Source organism: Paenibacillus marinisediminis (assembly GCF_054343325.1).
On sequence record NZ_JBTGUH010000005.1, the window covers coordinates 324891 to 342566 of the forward strand.

The following is a 17676-nucleotide window of genomic DNA, read 5'->3' on the forward strand; positions in this document are numbered from 1 at the left end:
GTCACCTTTTTTCAAGTGTATTCAAGCTTATTAACCGATTTTAAGTGATACAGAATTACAGAAGTCACACATAACAACATCCCAGCGATTATAATGAGAAATCCCGTCCCTCTGCCGCTGCCCGTGCCGATGATCTTTCCCACACTGTCAGCAAGCGCTCCGCCGTCAACTAATAAAGGGGTGAACACATAGTCCGCCAGCAGACCCGAAAATGCATAAGCGGCAACAAATCCAAGCTGAGAAAGGATTCCGATAAGTGCCCAAGCTCTGCCCTGAACGGAATTATCAATGTTGGTGCGGACCAGAAAATCCAGGCTTACGTTTGCAAACGGCATCATTGCAAAAAAGAGAAATCCCGAAATGCAGATCAAGATAATATTTTCGCGAAGTCCGAACCCTGCCATAAAGATTCCAACACAGAACAGCGAAATCGAAAGAATTTTCAGATAGCCCTTTCTTATTGGAAGAAATCCTATGATCACACTTGATACGAGCATTCCCGAAGCGACAATGGTTTCAAGCGTCCCTACTACGGAACTGTCCGTAAAAGCAAGCAACATCGGTATGGAAAGTGTTTCAATAACCCCTAAGAAAAATGTCAGCACCGATGTCATGATCACAAGGACAAGCACACCTCTGTTTCCTGAAACTGCGCTCCAACCGTCTTTGAATTCATGAATAAACGATTTTGTCTGTTCGTATGTCTTGGAAGCAAGACCGCTGCGTACAGCAAGAGTAGAAGCAACGGTGACAAAAAAGGTGCAAATGTCGATTACAAGCAGCAGCTTTATATCCGAAACGGTAAGCAAAAATCCCGCAATTACAGGAGAAATCAGAAATTTTGCCGAGCCCGCCACCTGGACAAGACCGCTTGCCTTCGTGTACTGTTCCTCACTGAGTAAATCCGTAACCGTAGCCTTGTATGCGGGTTCAAGCAGCGATGAAAACACCGAGCTTATTGTAACTCCAACGCATATCTGCCATAGCTGTGCTTCTCCGTTAAGCATACAAATTAGAATGAATACAAGTCCTATCGCGGAAAGACTGTCGCCTAACACCATTAATAGTCTGCGGTCATAGCGGTCGGCTAGCACTCCCGCGAAGGCGCTTAAGAGAAGCGACGGCATAAAAGCAAGCAAGGTTACAAGTGCCATGGCCGATGCCCTCCCCGTCTGCTGGAAGACATAAATCCCAAGCCCGAACGAAGTAAGCCCGCTTCCTATTGCTGAAATAAGCTGTCCCGACCATAAGAGAAGAAATTTTCTGAAGGACTTTCCCGATTTATCCATAGCTGCTTCCATCTCCTCCACCTCCCCTAGCAAATATCTGCATAGCGTCCATAAGACTTCCACTTTCTGCACCAAGCAGCCTTTCTACGTTGCAAATAAATGCTAGCATTCGTGAACCGCGCTCTTCGTTCGTCATGACAACCATATCATCATCAAAAATGGTATTCGCATAGATTACAACCATTTCCATGCACTCATACGGAAACGGTGTGCTAAACATTCCCTGCTCGATGCCCTCGCGGATAATTTCCGTCAAGATCGGTGTAACGCCGTTGATGATTACCCTTTGTATCTTCTGATGCATAAGCGCGTTTTGCGGCTTGTGAATGTGCTCCATAATCTCCTTGCTGCTTCCGCCGCTTATGTTCAGTGCCATTACAACGCGGATAATGCGCTCGACTACGGGTATGCTCTTGTCTGCGGCAATTTCCTGCGCCGCGCCTAAAAGGAGGACATTGTACCGCTCAATCAGCGCGTCCATAATATCCTCCTTCGACTTGAAGTGATAATACAGCGTTCCCCGCGCAATTCCGACCTTTTCGAGAATATCGTTTGTACTTGTACCATCAAAGCCCTTCTGACCGAATAGCTCATCCGCCGCGTCAAGTATTTCGTTCCTGCGTTCTTCTGCTTCTTTTACAACTCTCATTTTTAAACCTCCATTTTATACCGACCGACTGTCTGTCGATATAAATGTAACATATTACCACGCGAAGTCAAGAGAGTTCTAATTCTCGTCTTAAATAAGCCATATTAAATACAAAAAAGACAGTTAAGATACTTTCATCTTAACTGTCCGAATATTTAACATCCATTCTCCATCAACAAGCACGCATATGTTAAAACGTTGCTACAGCAGCAGCTTCTTTGTCATTGCTTACCTCATAATACTGTGCTTGAGCGTGCCAGAGCTCATGGTACTTTCCGCTCTTGTCGGAAACGAGCTTATCATGGCTGCCCCTTTGAATCAACTGACCTTCGTGGAACACGGCAATATCGTCGCAGAAGCGGCAGCTGGACAGGCGGTGTGAAATGTAAATTGCCGTTTTATTGCCGACGATCTCGTTAAATTTCGAATAAATCTCAAACTCAGCTATCGGGTCGAGTGCGGCAGTCGGCTCGTCGAGGATAATAATCGGCGCATCCTTATACAGCGCGCGTGCCAGCGCAATTTTTTGTGCTTCTCCGCCGGAGATCTCCACGCCCTTTTCGTCAAAATCCTTGTATAAACAGGTTTCCGATCCGCTCGGCATTTCGCTATACCGCTTCTCGAAGCCGGCCTCCGCAAGGTATGCCTCAACCTTGGCCTTGTCGTAATCGACTCTAGCCGCGACATTCTGACCTAAACTGAACGAAAATAGCTTGAAGTCCTGAAAAACAACCGAAAATATCGACATATACTCTTCATGGCTGTACTTCTTAATGTTAATGCCATTAAGCAGAATTTCCCCTTCTGTCGGGTCATATAGACGGCAAAGCAGCTTGATGAAGGTCGTCTTACCGCTTCCGTTCATCCCTACAACCGCAAGTCGCCCTCCGACTTTAAATTTCAACGATACGTTACGCAGCGTCTCCTGTTCTGACAAAGGTATTTGAAGGACACATTTCGAAATTCGATCTCGTAATCATTATCGCCATCATCGCATAGCGCACGCTTTTCAACGGGGAGCGAACCCTGGTACATTTGTGAGGGGATATCGAGAAAGTCGAAATAAACCCTCATACATTCGTTATTCGCGCGAAGTGCAGCGAGCTCCGTCATGAAGCTTGTAAAAGCGCCGGTGAACTCATTGATGCTTCCCACATACTTTACAATAGAACCGACACCGAACAATCCCGCCAATGCTTTTAATCCGACAAACAGATAGACTAGGGTCGTGATCAAAACAGTCGAAATCGTAGTAATGCCCGAATACTTCATTTGATTTTTAGACAGCTTGTTAAACACGACATTAATGTCATCGTACAACGCCATAGATTCGCTTTCGATTAATGCCTTCTGGTTATAGATCCGAATGTCTTTTCCTGCGTTATAGGCAGGGAGATAGCTGCTAAAATAATAACTGAATATCCGGTTGAATGGGATGATTCCATTCATAATTTGATACATCTTTTGAGTCATGTTTGCGTTTGCGTACATACTGATCATGACGTTTGCAAGAATGCACGCCCCCAAGACAATCGAAGAAATCGGCGATGCTGCAAAGCCATATATCCCCGTCAATTCGTGGTCGGCGTTTAGTGTAAACAACGAAAAAGTAAGCGATACCGAGAAGACGATGACAAACAGGCTCTTGATCATCTCCTGAAATGAATAAAATAGCCTCCATATTCCTCCGCCGTTCATATTGCGGATTTCATCAATCTTCACTCTCAGACGGTGTGTCTCAGGATTTTCGACGCTGGTGTAGTCCATGTTAATAATTTTTTGGCTCAATACCATTTCATATCGGTGGTTAAACTCCGCCTCCAAGATCGAAATGAGTCTGCTCATCAACCTGATAATCAGAGCAACTATTAGGTTTAATGAAATGGTAATGGCAGCATATTCGATTAAAAGTTGAAAGGATTGCCCGCCAACGATACCGTCAATAATAAGCGCGGACATATAAATATTGACAAAGGGAGAAACCGCATTAAAAATCGCCCTGATCACAATCAGAGAAAGCAGCCACGGACGGATTCGGCGGATTTCCTGCAGCCCTTTGACTATGTAGCGAATATCATCTATCAAAAGCCTCATGCTTCCACAACCTCCTTATAGTAATGACTTTGAAGGTTGAACAGATCGGCGTATTTGCCTCCAAGCTTCATAAGTTCGCTATGGGAGCCTTCCTCGACGATCTCACCATGTTCAAGGAAGAATATTCGGTCGCAGAAGCGTGTGCTTGATAAACGGTGGGAAATGAATACCGAAGTTGCGCCCGATGTTAATTCGTTGTACTTCAAATACATTTCGTTCTCCGCAATCGGATCAAGTGCGGCAGTCGGCTCGTCTAGAACGATGATCTTGCCGCCTTTGTACAGAGCCCTTGCCAGCGCAAGCTTTTGATTTTCCCCGCCTGATAAATCAATCGCGTGGTCGTGAACGCTTTTTAGCAGCACGGTGTTTTCGTGTTTCGGCAGACTCTGCACCTTCTCATACAATCCCGAAAGCTTCAACACCTGTTCAAGCCGCTCGCTGTCTATTTGCTTTTCCTCGCACAAGGCAATATTTTTCGCAATCGAAACCGGCAGCAGACTGATATCCTGGAATACAACCGACAGTAACGTGTAATATTCATCACGGTTGTACTCGGTAATATTCACATTCCCTACCTTTACAGCCCCCTCTGTGGGTTGATATAGACCGCACAACAGCTTAACCAGTGTCGTTTTACCTGCACCGTTGAGTCCGACCAGCGCAATTTTTTCGCCTTTCTTCACCTTAAAGTTCAAGTGCTTCAAGGTAACGCTTTCGCTATTCGGATAGCTGAAGGAAACATGATCAAATTCAATTTCCGGGGAGCTTGTCGGCAATTCCACACCTTCTCCGCGATTGAAACGATCGGGCATATCGAGGAACTCGCGTACGTCGCAAAAGCCGAGACTTGTCTTCTGAATCTCATTGTAGGATTCGACCAATCCGAGCAGCCAGCCGGAATATTGGGAAATCAGCGCAAAGTATAGCACAAACTCCGCCGCCGTAATCTCGTTCTGGGTGACTTGGTAAATTAAGACCCCGTATGCGACCCCATCTCTGATAAAGGTCATCATGGCCGCCAACCCATCAATGCCAAAGCCGCGTTTTTCGGTTTTCTTGATCCAATGCATCCGATCTGCTAGCAGCCTTGCGAATACATCTTTGAACCAGTTAGACATGCCGTAGAGACGCATATCCTTTGCAGCCTCAAAGTCCCCAGCCTTATTGCTGATGTATCCGAGTTTTCGATCGATCGGCACCCATTGATCTTTGTTCCGATGTACCCAATAATTGTGGGCCTTATTGACGTAATAATTGGCTATCGTCATCACGCAGAGCAGCAGCACAAGCCACGGGCTGAGCGCAATAATCAAGGCCGAATACGTGACAAGACCGATCGTATTAGCACAAATATTGCCGAATTGAGAGAAAATTTGCTGTGTTCCGCTGCTATCGTTGCTAAGCGTATTTGAGGCTTTTTGGATTTTGGTTTGCCCGTCAGGGTTTTCGATATTGTCATAGTCCGTATCCATGATTTTATTGCTGCTCATATTAATATATAAGAAGCGATTGCCGAAGGCTCTCCATGCGATTATGGAGCTGATATAGTTATTCAGCAAGTGAAGCGACAATAATGCGGCTGATATATACAACACATAAGTAATCAAGGTTCCTGCAGAGGAACCATTCGACACAAGCTCCACTACAAATTTGGATAAATAGGCTCCGAGCAACGGCAATAGCACGACTATAGGGATACGCGTCAAGATCCCCAAGAACAGGGCTTTGTCCAGCTGCCACGATTTACGCAGCAGAAATAGGACATTGCTCGGCAAAGAATACAATGGCTTTGTTTTCTTCTCTTTCTTCATCGACATACCTCCTTGCCATCAGGGTAGCATATCATAGAAAAGGACGACTGATTATTGCACGAATGGTCCGTATCGGAGCACGAATGGTTAGAGCGGCAGCATAACCTCTGTAGCAAACACACCTTCTTCGTGCTGACGGTTGACATAACCGTTGTATTTATCAGCGATCCGATCAATCCGCATCAGCCCGAAGCCATGGGTAGCGCTGTTTTTGGTCGAGATAAAGGTTTTGCCGTGTTTAATCACTTCTCCGCTTACTGAGTTCGATACCGAAATATATAATTGCTCTTTCAACACACCGATATATACTCGGATATAGCGTTCGGATGGAACTGGTTGTTTCAGACATGCTTCCATAGCATTATCTAGCAGATTCCCGATGATCACGCAGAGGTCGATTTCAGAGATTTGAAGCTTGCCTGGCACGGTTGCCTTTGCGTTGACGGCAATATCTTTCGTGGCAATAAGCGAAAGCTTGCTGTTAAGAATCGCATCTACTAAAACATTGCCTGTCTGGAGAACCGTATCGACAGAGGATAAGTCCGTATCAAGCTTACTTAAATATTCCTGAAGCTCGGTCGTTTGACCGAGTGCAAGGTGCGCCTTCATGGTCTGGATATGATTATGGTAATCATGTCGCCAGCCGCGCATCTGCATGTATATATTTTGCACTTCGTCGAAGTGCTTGGTCATAAGATCATTTTGATAGGCAGAAATACGGCGATCAAGCATTCGGCCAAAAAGAAAATTGGCTAGTCCCATCTTCATTCCCCTTTGAAATATTGGATAAAAGCCTGATTTACCTTATCATACGATCGGCGTGAAAGCGGCAATGCCCTGTTGTTGTCAAGTATGACTTCGGTTTTGGTGATGCGCTTTATATGCTTAAGCCCGACAATATAGGATCGATGGCAGCGGATAAAGCCTTCCTCAAGCTGATGTTCGATCTCGGTAATGGATTGCTTCACATTGTATAGACCGTCTGTCGTCTCAATCGCGACAGCATGAGCAAACGCCTCGACGCAAAGGATGTTACTAACGGGAATTCGTACGATCTCGCCGTTGATGTTCAGCATGATTACGCGTTCTTTTTTATTTAAACTCTTGCACGCCTTGTCGAGCACGGAGAACAGTTTTCCTTCATTCACAGGCTTCATGAGATAATGCAAAGCCGATACCTCGTAGCCCTGCGCCATGAAATCGGGGAATCCCGTTATAAACACGATTTGCATCGATTCGTTGTCACACCGAATATGCTGCGCAAGCTCCACGCCGTTCATTTTCCCCATCTCGATGTCAAGCAGAAGTATATCCGTATTCTTGTCTTCTGTATATCGAAATAGAAACGCCTCGGCAGATTCGAAGGTTTCAACAACCACTCTGTGCTTGTTGGCCACAGCCCACTTATTTATAAGCGTCGTTAAATATTTGATTTCAACTTGTTCGTCGTCACATATTGAGATATGAAGAGTCATGGCTTGTCCTCCGCTGGTGAAATCACGCGTCCATAATCTCGGTATTCTACCTACCATAATTTATCACGCATTTAAATATGATTATAGCAGACTCCCTTCATCTCGCCTCAACACAAAAAACCGACCTCATGCGGGCCGGCTTAATAAGGGTTCCTCATCCAACTTGTTGTAGAAGCCTATTCATCTCTAATAAACGAGTGGAAATTTAAGCATCAACGAAAAACGCCTATCACTCTCATGTAGGATCAATTCTCCCTGCTGCTGTTTCATCAATCTCTTTACATTTTCCAACCCTATCTTTGTGCTTGCAATTTTCTCACTTTGCTCATAGATCTGATTATCAAACTGAATAGTGCAGTAATGTTCATCAGCTTCTATGGATACCCGTATGTTCTCTGTTCGATCCGCATACTTCATCAAGTTAGAAAAGATATTATCGAAAATACGTAACAAAGAGCTTATGCATACCCTAACCTTAAAGTCCGTCTCAGCTACCGATATGGTAAAGGAAAACCCGTCCTCTTCCATAAGGAGTGTATGTTCAGAAATTAACTGCATAAATAGTTCAAGCCCGTTAAATTCCTTCAACTCTATTTCCGGCTCATCCCTATCACTTTTAAATGCCAAAAAGTATTCAAATAACCGGTCAGACATCTGCTTCATCTGCTCACAAGTGGCAAGACATTTTTCTACATACCGATCATGTTCCTCTTGTGTTGACCAATGCTTTTCCTTTAGGATCTCTAAATAACCCGTCTGTGTAGTCAGTGGTGTGCGAAGATCATGAGACAGCGCGGTGATCAGCTCCTTGTTAGCAAGTCGCGCCTTTTCCTCTGTTTCGATCTGATTGATAAACGATACCCTCATATCGTTAAGACTACTTGCCAAGGACGTTAGTTCATCATTTCCTTTGACGGTGATCGCATACTTTAGATTCCCGCCCTCTAGTATTTTGATCTCTTTCTCCAGCGTAGTAATATAATTCAGCTTATTGCGTATCAACAGAGTAAGTATGATAATAAACAGCAGAACAGACATTACCAACTCGGCATAATAATAATTCACATATGTCTGGTAATCAAAGAAGCCCATAAGATATGCAGTCGCTTCTATGTCAGAAAAAGTAATCGTGTACTCTTTGAACCACGGCATACTTTCTTCAAAGGCATATCTGTCATAATCCGGTGTATTGTACTGAGAGGAATTAAATACAATTTGATTATCAACGGATATTCCTACAAAAACGACCTTTTGTTCCTTAACCCATTTGAGAATGGTATCGGTATCGGTAACCGCTAGATTATGTTCTGTTACATATTGTTGAAGTTCCGAGGCTGCTTCGTCGGTCTTGTCATCCAAGTAGTCTGATGTTTCAAAATAATGATCAAGAATGGAGCTTGTTGCATATTGTATGACACCAAAAAATGCAGCAGAAAGAACCAACGCAACCGTCGCTGCCAAGATGAGTTCCAGATGGAGTTTTCCAAACCAGGTTCTTTTTTTACTCAATACGATACCCCTTCCCCCATACTGTAACAATACGCTTTGGGTTTTGTGGATCGTCTTCCAGCTTAAGGCGCAGCTTTCGGATATGTACCATGACTGTTCCATTCGAACTGTAGAAATAAGGCTCGTTCCATACGCTCTCGTATAACATTTGTGTCGAAAAGATCTTTCTAGGATAACTTGCCATCAGTCGGAGTATCTGATATTCGATCTCGGTCAGATTTATTTCTTCTCCATTAAGAAGAACCTCGTTAAAGTCCTTGTTGATTCTCATGTCAGCAATGCTTATATAATGATCACGTTCGGCAGTATCCTTGCCCCTATATACATGATATCTGCGCAGCAATGCCTTTACCCTTGCGGTCAGTTCATAATGGGAAAAAGGTTTCGCAAGGTAATCATCTCCTCCCATCAGAAGCCCCATTGATTTATCAGAATCCTGTGTCTTCGCAGTCAGAAATAGAATAGGAACATTATAGTTTTCTCTGATCCTCTCACATGTCTTCAATCCCGATATCCCCGGCATCATAATGTCCAAAATAACGAGGTCAATCGATGGATTCAGCATTTCCAAAGCTTCTGTTCCGTTTTCTGCCTCAATGACATGGTATCCTTCACTTCCCAATAACACTTTGAGTATTTCACGGATTTCCGGGTGATCGTCAACGACTAGAATGTTTTTTTGATCCATTATCCTTACCTTTCTCTCTTGCAGAATTACTTCATGACCCTATTTCAAAGCAAAAGCACCGAAAAATATACTATATAGTATAATGCACCATGGCTTCGCGGTAATAATAATCCATGTAAATTTCTTTGCGCTCATCTTGGTCAGGCCCGAAAAATAGCAAAAGAAGTCATCCGGTGCAAACGGCAGTAAGATCATTAGCCACAGCGCCAGCGAATAGCTTTTTTTGTTGCTGATCCAACCTACATACTTCTCATATTTATCTTCTGCAATGATACTCTTCACCAATTTAACGCCGTATTTTCTAGCAAGCCAAAAAGCCATAATAGACCCTGCACTAATTCCGATAAAATTACAAATGAATCCTCCGACAGGTCCAAACACTACCGCTCCAACACCGCATCCTAACCAACCTGGAAGGATGGGAATTACCACTTGAAACGCCTGAAAGAGCGTCAAGGTAATGGGACCCCACAAACCAAGCTTCCCGATATATATTTGAAAAGCTCCTAAAGAGCTAAAAGCCCCGTCAACATAACCTTTCAAAATAAACAGGGCGGGAACTAAAAGTAATACAACTGATGCAATCAGGAACCCTTTTTTAATTCTGCTACTTGCCTCCAAGCTGCTATTTCCTCCTTTGTTTCTGTCGATTACAGAAATCAATACTACAGGAAGAAGTTTAATAGAATGTCTATATAATTCTTAAAGTTTCTTAACCTTGATCACGAAATATGACCTATAGTTCATAATCAATAAGACATGTATAATTGTAACAACAATTGAATAGTATGATAAGGAGGGGATATTAGTGGACAAGGTGATCGAAATGGAGCGGAAAGTAACCAAATTTGGAAACAGTCTCGGCATTACAATGACCGAAGCATTGAAGCAGATCGGACTCGAACTTGGTGATTCTGTGAATATCGAAGTAAGAGAAGCCAATGGAGAAATCATCATTCGCAAAGCCAATAAAGTAGTATTGCCTGCGGGGATAAGCACTGATTTCCTCGATACACTGTCACATGTCATAGACCAATATGATGAGACGTTGAAGAATCTAAAGGATCGTTGATATGAGGATCCGTTACTTAACAGCCCAAGAGGTTATTGCGATTAATGTCGCTATGATACAAAGATACAGTCCGGGAGAGGACATCGGGATCAAGGATTACGGCCTGTTAGAGTCTGCTGTTGCTCGTCCCCAATCATCAGCGTTCAGTGCGGATGCCTATCCTTCATTGTTCGAGAAAGCCGCTGCGCTATTCGAATCACTAGGAAAGAATCATCCTTTTCAAAATGCTAACAAAAGAACCGCCTTTACTGCTCTCGTCATCTTTTTGAAAATGAATGGCTATCATTTAATAATAGACCCAAAACAAGCCGAAGATTTTGTCGTCGATATGGTGAACCATAAGTACGAATTTGTTGAGCTTGCACATCTGATTCAGCAGCATTGTACAAATGAACAATAGGCTAAAAGCCGACCTCACGTGGTCGGCTTTTGCTTTGGAAACGAACCGTGGCACTGTGGCAACACAATTAGCCGCCCTATCATCGACGAGTTCATTAATTTTTTGGCTCAATACTATTTCATATTTGCTTTCTATCTATTTTTCGTTTTTACCTTTTTCAACATAACTCATATCATTTACAGACTCCACTGTGTACTTGCCATTATCATATACGATCTTTGATATACTAGCATTCTCAAGACCAGCTTCAAGTTCATCTAATGCTCCCGGATCGATTGCATATAATAATGACATGATTGATATTCCATGTGATACTACCAAGACCTCTCCTCCGCCATTTTCATAAGTATCTTTTGCAATCTGATCTATGGCGGATTTTAATCTGTTGGAAACGTCTTCAGAAGTTTCTGCCATTTTGCTTGTATCCATTTTTGCAGCAGTATCCAGCATAATCCCCACATCAAAGACTTCCATAAACTCATCCATACTCATGTTATTGGCTTCAGCAAGTTTCGCATGAAACGTTTCATTTAACTCCCCTTCAAATTCTCCAAAACAAGCTTCTCTTAAATCTTTATTTTGAACGAGTTCTAAATCCTTTTGTCCACTTTTGTCCAGCACGATCTTTGCCGTTTCTATAGCTCGTCCGCTATCGCTGCTGTAAGCCCTTTCAAAATCAATGTCCTTTAAACCTTTACCTAGGTACTCTGCTACTTCGATTCCTTTCTCTGTAAGAGGAGCATCTGCCCATCCTTGTACTCGATCTGTTGTGTTAAGCATCGTTTTCCCGTGTCTTGTCAGATATATTTCAACCGGCTTTTTTTCTTTTCCTTCTAGAGATTCATTGGTTGAGGTTGAGCAACCCATTGCTGTAACTAATAATATCCCGACTAAAAACGATAATAAAATTCTTCTTTTCATTTGGATCCCCCTAGATCACAATAGTATGATGAATCTATAAATATCTGATATGTTAAATCTAATCCCCAGTGTCGAAAATAACCATAAACAGAAAGTTGCGGGGGGCAAACTAATAGTTAATCCAAATAATACTATCAAAGCCAATTCAACGAGGACTAAGTGAGGGATTAGATAATGATCATTAAAATGACAGATGCCAATATGGAGGATTTTAACAAATCAAACGAAAGCTTTATTGTTTTTGGGAGGATTATACCGAAATACGAAAACGACACCTGGACATATACCGAGGAGATTTATTCTGAACCATATGAGAAACAATACGCCAATGACGACATTGACATAAGCTATATTGAGAAACAGGATAGAGCTGTGTTTTTGTATTACAATGACGATAAATGCGTCGGACAGATAAGGCTTCGTTCCCATTGGAATGGCTATGTTTTTATAGAGGATATTGCGGTTGCACAAGAGTGGAGACATAAAGGTGTCGGAACATCATTATTAGAAAAGGCTGCCGAGTGGGCAAAGCAGAATCAACACATTGGTCTTATGCTTGAAACGCAGGATGTCAATCTATCAGCGTGCCGATTTTATGCTAAGAACAAGTTTATAATCGGTGCAGTTGATACGATGTTGTATTCCAATTTTCCGACAGCTAATGAAAGAGCGATATTTTGGTATAGGGTGTTTTAGAAAACCTCAAAAAAGCATCGTCCCACCTAAATGGAACGATGCTTTAATCAAGTTGGAACGCCGCAGCGATCAGTCGAATCGGATTATCCTACGACGGCATGAATGAATTTTTCCAGTGGAGCTATATCTGTTATATTCTTGTTGCAAGCGTCACTGTTTACGCACATATAGTTGCCGATCGCTTTATAGTAGTCAGGCGATGCGTTAGCCGGTTTCGACTTGGTAATCGCCGAAAACAACGCAACCTCTTCATGCCGGTTACACAAAAAGCAGACGCTTTTTCTGTTCACTGGCGTAAATCTTCCTTCTATGCCGACAAGTTGCCCGTTCAGATGATAAACGATATACAATTTGTTCGTCGCGATGTCGGTCCAGCCGAGATACGTGACATAGCGATAATCGATCGCAGTTAGATCGGGAACCTTTAATTTTTTGCTCTTTGGAAATAGCTTCTTCAGCTGCTTATCTGTCACTTGCGCAAACTCCGCCAAATAAGGCTCCAACGAAAGCAAATACTGCCGGAAATCCCCATCCGTTTTTAACGCCGAGATCTGTTCCAGTGATTGCCTTTGAAGTTCCGTTGCATCCGGGAACTCCTCTATGATCTTCGAACTCGCGCTGAATCTTACCGATTCCACGACTTTCCGATCGGAGACCGTATTGCAGGCATGCTGCAATATACCGACCTGCTTCTTAACTAAGTTATATTGATGGTTTCTAATAAATGGTGCGCTCATACTTGTCAGCCCCTTATTCATATTGAAAGTGCAAATAAGGTGCAAAGCCCATGATTAGAAACGAATCAAGCTCTCTCGGGCGACAATATTAACAGTAAGTGTCTGGCCCCACGCAAAGAATCGCCCCTATTCTAGGCTTTGCATGAGTCGTCGCCAGCTCTGGTAACGTGATTTACCATCCCCACCGACCTCCTTTATATAAAGCATTATAAGGAAAACTTGTATCGAAGTCCATTATGAGATGAGCGGAATTAGGGTGAAGCAACCTCGTGATGAAGTAGAGGAATGCTCCGCCAGTTTTCGGATCTCGCGCGAGCTGAATTTGGAGCTGATGCAGGGGCCCGGAGCGGACACACGAGCCGCTATTTGCAGCAAACACCACTAATTCGCCATACTAACGGACCGTAGAGCCGTTATTTGACCCGAATAAGCCGTTTAGTGCTAGTTTTGAAGCAAATAGCGTCATCTGTGTCCGCTAGCCCTCAAAAAAAACCCCGAAATCATGAAATAGCGGCCCCTGTGTCCGTTCAAGTGCAGGTCACACGGCCTTACTGTCACCGTATGTGCTATCGGACTCCCGAATGTTATCTTTGAAACCAGGATAATGAGGGGATTGAAAAAAGCTTTGTATATCCGCTTGTTTATTCGTATCTATTTGCTAAATTATGGGTTATTATGTAATGAAATATATATCCCGAGGTGATGTAATGCAGAATAAAACAATATACTCACTTTTAATAGTTATATTATTAATGGCGTTAGTAGGATGTTCTAAAGATGACGAAAAAACAACTCCTATCGAAGAAGTATTCGACATTAATAATGTTATTGTACCAAGTATCGGATACCTATATATTGATCACAAGATTTATACACTATATCCAACTACTGAAGAATCTCCAATTAAGGAAACAAAAAAGCAAATTGGTGAAATTAAAAGGGTAGTTGAAAAAATAGAATACCCTGGGGATGCGGTTCTTAAACAAAATGAAAGAAACATCAATGTTAGTGTTGGTGATCCTATATACAGCGTAAAGGAATTTCCAGGCAAAGAAGTGTTATATATAAAAACACAAGATGGAATTATCATGACAGTTCTTATTATGATAATAAAGAATTGAATCGAATTATTACCTTGGAAAATTCAACTCCATTGGCCCGTACTGCTAGCCTTGCAGGACGGGCCATTGCTATTTGGCATGAAAAGGACTTTACGACGCTATTTCCAATACTGTATAATTTATACATGTCACACGTGTGGCATCCAAGTGAAAAACCAATACCAAAGGAGGGGGCGGATGGTTAAATTACCAAGGAAGATCAGGGTGTTCTACTCGCTTGGGCAATTAGGCTGGTCGATTCTAGCAGGAATCATGGGAACATGGCTCATCTATTTTTATTTGCCGCCGGAAGAGTCCGGCATTCATGTGGTGATCCCGCAAGGTAGTGTGTTTTTGGGCGTTACGATCATTGGCGTCATCATGGGGATCTCTACGTTGATCAACGCAGTGTCCGACCTATGGATTGCGAACATGAGCGATAGAAGCAGGCATCGCCTTGGGAGACGGACGCCGTTTTTGAGAAGAAGCTCCCTGCCTTGTGCCATTTTGCTCGTGTGCATATTTGTCGTTCCTTTTCAAGACGGCATTCATACCATCAACTCCTTATGGCTTCTTATCCTTCTGCCTCTATACTTTGTTGCTTTTACTTGTTATGTGATACCCTACACAGCCCTTCTAAGCGAATTGGGCCGCAGTGCGGAAGAGCGAATAGATCTGTCGACGTATATCTCGGTTACTTGGTTTCTGGGACTGATTATCGCAACGTTCGCACCTAACATTTGGGATACCGTCATGACGATCTTCGAGATTTCCAAAACCGCTGCGATTCAGTGGACCTTTACCGGACTTGCAGCCATTGCATTAATCCTTATGCTCATACCGGCCTATACGATTGATGAGAATCTGTATGGTTCCACAAATGCGACAAGCTTGGACATCAAAACATCCATTAAGACAGTATTTCAAAATAGAGATTTCAGATTCTTCTTAATGAGCGAGCTGGGGTATTGGTTCACGAACAGCTTCTTCCAATCTTCCCTTGTTTACTACATTACAGTGCTTGCAAGGCAGAAGGAAACTCACGTCGGTCTGATTGTGACTGCCGTCGGCGTACTCTCGTTCCTGCTGTATCCGTTGGTCAATAGATTAAGTAAAAGTTACGGCAAGAAGAAGCTGATGATCGTATCGTTCGTTTCTCTTATCGTTTCTTTCATCTATATCTCGCTTATGGGGATGTTTCCGTTTGACGGATTTGTACAGTTGTTTCCCATTATTCTTCTCTCAGCAGTTCCCGCGGCCATATCCGGCATATTGCCGAATGCTATCGTTGCGGATTGCGCCGTATATGACGCCAGTTCGAGCGGCGATAACAAAGAAGCGCTGTACTTTGGCGTACGCTCGTTTCTAACGAAATTTGGAACCGCTTTATCCGTTATAATCTTGCCTACCATACTAGCAATCGGGAATTCGGTTAATGATGATTCCGGGATACGGATATCTGTCGTCATAGCTGCCTTTGTTGCCCTCTTATCTTTGCTCGCTTTTCTGAAATATGATGAGAAAAAAATCAGCTCCAGTACTTATCCGATCGAGAATATAGAAGCTCAAGAACCCACCCACCACGCGTAAGTTGAAATTCGGATTTATCCCATTTGAATAGAAGAACAGGAGAGGATTGTATGTTTAAAGTAAAGGGAAAACCATTCATGCCGATGGGGGGCCAGTCCAAAAACTCCAGCGCCTATACCGCGGAAGAATTGGCATCTGCTATCGCTGGTGTTAAGGCATTGGGAGGCAATACGCTGGAAGCGCCGGTCTATTGGGAACAAGTCGAGCCGCTAGAGGGGCAATTTGATTTTTCTTCGGTAGATATGCTGCTGGAGGAGTGCCGGAAGAATGACTTGCACCTTATCGTATTATGGTTTGCAACCTGGAAGAATGGCGAGATGCGTTATTGTCCCGGTTGGATAAAGACAGACAAGAAGCGATTTTTCAGAGTGCTTCGCAGCGACGGTGTCCCTATGAATGTACTTTCGGCTTTTTGCGAGGAAGCGCTTCAGGCGGATACAAGAGCGTTCCAGGCTTTGATGGGGCATCTGAAAGAAAGGGATAGCGAGACTGAGACGGTTATTGCGGTGCAGGTGGAGAATGAACCGGGCATTCTTGGCTGTGACAGGGATTATGGTCCTGAGGCAAATGCTGCATTATCCGGAGCTGTACCCTCCGCACTTCTCGAACATGTAAAAGGACTTGGTGAAGGCAGTGTCTGGGAGGTCTTGCAGAAGAACGGTTCTAAAGAACAAGGGAGTTGGGAGGAGGTTTTTGGCGTCGCGGGCGGAGAGCTCTGCACAGCTTGGTCTATTGCCAAATATATCGATCATATCGCCTCAGAAGGCCGCGCAGTATACAACCTTCCCATGTATACCAACGCTTGGCTCTCTTTTCCGGGTTGGCCGATTCCTGGATTCTATCCTTCCGGCGGGCCTGTCAGGGGCACGTTAGATATTTGGAAATTCGCAGCGCCTCATCTGGATCTGATCGCACCGGATATTTACTCGGTTAATTTTAGCGACTACAAGATTGTGTGCGAAGACTATCACCGACCCGACAACCCTTTATTTATTCCGGAATCCAGTCCAGACGGGCTTAATGCGAGAAATATGCTCCGGGCTCTGGCTGACTACAACGCGATCGGTTACTTTTGTTTTGGCGTAGACAGCATTCTTGATATGGAGGGCAATCTACTGGACGATGCCGTACTATTCGCCGAAAGCTTCCGCAGTGTGATGAGTCTGTTACCGTTGCTTCACAAGTATCGCGGTACAGGCAAAGTTCATGCCGTTGTAGAAGAGGATTACCAGATCAATCAAAGCTTTGTGTTCGAACAATACATTGGGGCAGTACCTTTTATCAATTTGGGTATCACGAGCGAGAATAAGGATCATAGACATGCCCGTAATCCTCGGTTGATTGAAGGACGACCTAAACACGGGCTTATCATTGAAGCTGGACCGCGGGAATTCTACCTGGCTGGCAACTTTCATCTGTTCATGGTTCCCGGGTCAGGACCTGCGTGGCTTGACGCTATGAAAATGCCGATGGTACTCACCCCTGTGGACTATCTTTCCGTAGAGGAAGGCTATCTGACAGAGACAGGCGAGTTTGTACCTACACGCACCAGAAATGGCGATGAATCCGTGTTCGGAGGTTTCTGGGTTACCCCGTATTGCGGTGTTGTAAGGGTCGTTCTAACGCCATAGCTATCGAATATCAG

At 43.7% G+C, this 17676-nt stretch carries 18 protein-coding genes; 6 read left to right on the plus strand and 12 right to left on the minus strand.

The window, feature by feature from the left end; translation table 11 throughout:
• Positions 1-11 precede the first annotated feature (11 nt).
• From ACXX53_RS14170 to ACXX53_RS14215, 10 genes are all read right to left on the minus strand, one after another.
• Entirely contained in the window at positions 12-1289 is a 1278-nt protein-coding gene (locus ACXX53_RS14170; RefSeq protein WP_458569343.1) for an MFS transporter, read from the minus strand.
• The gene (locus tag ACXX53_RS14175; RefSeq protein ID WP_458569298.1) at positions 1282-1938 is read right to left on the minus strand and encodes a TetR/AcrR family transcriptional regulator; all 657 of its coding nucleotides are present in this window, start codon (positions 1936-1938) and stop codon (positions 1282-1284) included. The genes ACXX53_RS14170 and ACXX53_RS14175 overlap by 8 nt, the downstream gene beginning before the upstream one ends.
• A 190-nt stretch (positions 1939-2128) precedes the next feature.
• Positions 2129-2875: an ATP-binding cassette domain-containing protein gene (locus ACXX53_RS14180; protein WP_458569299.1), complete on the minus strand. Its 747-nt coding sequence runs from the start codon at positions 2873-2875 to the stop codon at positions 2129-2131.
• The gene (locus ACXX53_RS14185) at positions 2839-4032 is read right to left on the minus strand and encodes a hypothetical protein (protein WP_458569300.1); all 1194 of its coding nucleotides are present in this window, start codon (positions 4030-4032) and stop codon (positions 2839-2841) included. The genes ACXX53_RS14180 and ACXX53_RS14185 overlap by 37 nt, the downstream gene beginning before the upstream one ends.
• A complete protein-coding gene (locus ACXX53_RS14190) occupies positions 4029-5843 on the minus strand; it encodes an ABC transporter ATP-binding protein (protein ID WP_458569301.1) in 1815 nt (604 codons plus the stop codon). Before ACXX53_RS14190 ends, ACXX53_RS14185 begins: the two co-directional genes overlap by 4 nt.
• Positions 5844-5930: 87 nt before the next feature.
• Positions 5931-6605, minus strand: a complete 675-nt coding sequence (locus ACXX53_RS14195) for a sensor histidine kinase (RefSeq protein ID WP_458569302.1) — start codon at positions 6603-6605, stop codon at positions 5931-5933.
• A gap of 2 nt (positions 6606-6607) precedes the next feature.
• Positions 6608-7318 (minus strand): LytR/AlgR family response regulator transcription factor, encoded by a 711-nt coding sequence (locus ACXX53_RS14200; protein ID WP_458569303.1) that lies wholly within the window; start codon positions 7316-7318, stop codon positions 6608-6610.
• 186 nt (positions 7319-7504) lie between these two features.
• Complete coding sequence (locus tag ACXX53_RS14205; RefSeq protein WP_458569304.1) at positions 7505-8827, minus strand: HAMP domain-containing sensor histidine kinase; 1323 nt, start codon at positions 8825-8827, stop codon at positions 7505-7507.
• Positions 8820-9515: a response regulator transcription factor gene (locus ACXX53_RS14210; protein ID WP_458569305.1), complete on the minus strand. Its 696-nt coding sequence runs from the start codon at positions 9513-9515 to the stop codon at positions 8820-8822. The genes ACXX53_RS14205 and ACXX53_RS14210 overlap by 8 nt, the downstream gene beginning before the upstream one ends.
• Positions 9516-9554: 39 nt before the next feature.
• Entirely contained in the window at positions 9555-10136 is a 582-nt protein-coding gene (locus tag ACXX53_RS14215; protein ID WP_458569306.1) for a TVP38/TMEM64 family protein, read from the minus strand.
• A 187-nt stretch (positions 10137-10323) separates the two neighbouring features.
• On the opposite strand from ACXX53_RS14215, the gene ACXX53_RS14220 reads away from it, so the two are divergent.
• Together ACXX53_RS14220 and ACXX53_RS14225 are read left to right on the plus strand one after the other, a co-directional pair.
• Positions 10324-10587 (plus strand): AbrB/MazE/SpoVT family DNA-binding domain-containing protein, encoded by a 264-nt coding sequence (locus tag ACXX53_RS14220; RefSeq protein ID WP_458569307.1) that lies wholly within the window; start codon positions 10324-10326, stop codon positions 10585-10587.
• A gap of 1 nt (position 10588) precedes the next feature.
• Positions 10589-10987 (plus strand): type II toxin-antitoxin system death-on-curing family toxin, encoded by a 399-nt coding sequence (locus ACXX53_RS14225; RefSeq protein ID WP_458569308.1) that lies wholly within the window; start codon positions 10589-10591, stop codon positions 10985-10987.
• Positions 10988-11122: 135 nt separating this feature from the next.
• On the opposite strand, the gene ACXX53_RS14230 is transcribed toward ACXX53_RS14225, so the two are convergent.
• Positions 11123-11908, minus strand: coding sequence for a histidine phosphatase family protein (locus tag ACXX53_RS14230; protein ID WP_458569309.1), 786 nt, complete (start codon positions 11906-11908; stop codon positions 11123-11125).
• 174 nt (positions 11909-12082) lie between these two features.
• Between ACXX53_RS14230 and ACXX53_RS14235 the strand changes: the two genes are divergently transcribed.
• Positions 12083-12604, plus strand: coding sequence for a GNAT family N-acetyltransferase (locus tag ACXX53_RS14235; protein ID WP_458569310.1), 522 nt, complete (start codon positions 12083-12085; stop codon positions 12602-12604).
• Between the two features lie 83 nt (positions 12605-12687).
• On the opposite strand, the gene ACXX53_RS14240 is transcribed toward ACXX53_RS14235, so the two are convergent.
• The gene (locus tag ACXX53_RS14240) at positions 12688-13341 is read right to left on the minus strand and encodes a FusB/FusC family EF-G-binding protein (protein WP_458569311.1); all 654 of its coding nucleotides are present in this window, start codon (positions 13339-13341) and stop codon (positions 12688-12690) included.
• A 707-nt stretch (positions 13342-14048) separates the two neighbouring features.
• Here ACXX53_RS14240 and ACXX53_RS14245 point away from each other — a divergent pair.
• The 3 genes from ACXX53_RS14245 (at position 14049) to ACXX53_RS14255 (ending at position 17662) form a co-directional block, all read left to right on the plus strand.
• The gene (locus ACXX53_RS14245) at positions 14049-14462 is read left to right on the plus strand and encodes a hypothetical protein (protein ID WP_458569312.1); all 414 of its coding nucleotides are present in this window, start codon (positions 14049-14051) and stop codon (positions 14460-14462) included.
• Between the two features lie 177 nt (positions 14463-14639).
• Complete coding sequence (locus ACXX53_RS14250) at positions 14640-16031, plus strand: MFS transporter (RefSeq protein WP_458569313.1); 1392 nt, start codon at positions 14640-14642, stop codon at positions 16029-16031.
• Between the two features lie 50 nt (positions 16032-16081).
• Positions 16082-17662, plus strand: coding sequence for a DUF5597 domain-containing protein (locus tag ACXX53_RS14255; RefSeq protein ID WP_458569314.1), 1581 nt, complete (start codon positions 16082-16084; stop codon positions 17660-17662).
• The last annotated feature ends 14 nt before the right edge of the window (positions 17663-17676 follow it).

What these genes read in the sequence shown, in the direction of transcription:
- ACXX53_RS14170 (WP_458569343.1), bottom strand. Translation starts at nt 1,289, where the DNA reads ATGGATAAATCGGGAAAGTCCTTCAGAAAATTTCTTCTCTTATGGTCG.
- ACXX53_RS14210 (WP_458569305.1), bottom strand. Translation starts at nt 9,515, where the DNA reads ATGGATCAAAAAAACATTCTAGTCGTTGACGATCACCCGGAAATCCGT.
- ACXX53_RS14190 (WP_458569301.1), bottom strand. Translation starts at nt 5,843, where the DNA reads ATGAAGAAAGAGAAGAAAACAAAGCCATTGTATTCTTTGCCGAGCAAT.
- ACXX53_RS14200 (WP_458569303.1), bottom strand. Translation starts at nt 7,318, where the DNA reads ATGACTCTTCATATCTCAATATGTGACGACGAACAAGTTGAAATCAAA.
- ACXX53_RS14255 (WP_458569314.1), top strand. Translation starts at nt 16,082, where the DNA reads ATGTTTAAAGTAAAGGGAAAACCATTCATGCCGATGGGGGGCCAGTCC.
- ACXX53_RS14185 (WP_458569300.1), bottom strand. Translation starts at nt 4,032, where the DNA reads ATGAGGCTTTTGATAGATGATATTCGCTACATAGTCAAAGGGCTGCAG.
- ACXX53_RS14250 (WP_458569313.1), top strand. Translation starts at nt 14,640, where the DNA reads ATGGTTAAATTACCAAGGAAGATCAGGGTGTTCTACTCGCTTGGGCAA.
- ACXX53_RS14230 (WP_458569309.1), bottom strand. Translation starts at nt 11,908, where the DNA reads ATGAAAAGAAGAATTTTATTATCGTTTTTAGTCGGGATATTATTAGTT.
- ACXX53_RS14245 (WP_458569312.1), top strand. Translation starts at nt 14,049, where the DNA reads ATGCAGAATAAAACAATATACTCACTTTTAATAGTTATATTATTAATG.
- ACXX53_RS14175 (WP_458569298.1), bottom strand. Translation starts at nt 1,938, where the DNA reads ATGAGAGTTGTAAAAGAAGCAGAAGAACGCAGGAACGAAATACTTGAC.
- ACXX53_RS14225 (WP_458569308.1), top strand. Translation starts at nt 10,589, where the DNA reads ATGAGGATCCGTTACTTAACAGCCCAAGAGGTTATTGCGATTAATGTC.
- ACXX53_RS14195 (WP_458569302.1), bottom strand. Translation starts at nt 6,605, where the DNA reads ATGGGACTAGCCAATTTTCTTTTTGGCCGAATGCTTGATCGCCGTATT.
- ACXX53_RS14240 (WP_458569311.1), bottom strand. Translation starts at nt 13,341, where the DNA reads ATGAGCGCACCATTTATTAGAAACCATCAATATAACTTAGTTAAGAAG.
- ACXX53_RS14235 (WP_458569310.1), top strand. Translation starts at nt 12,083, where the DNA reads ATGATCATTAAAATGACAGATGCCAATATGGAGGATTTTAACAAATCA.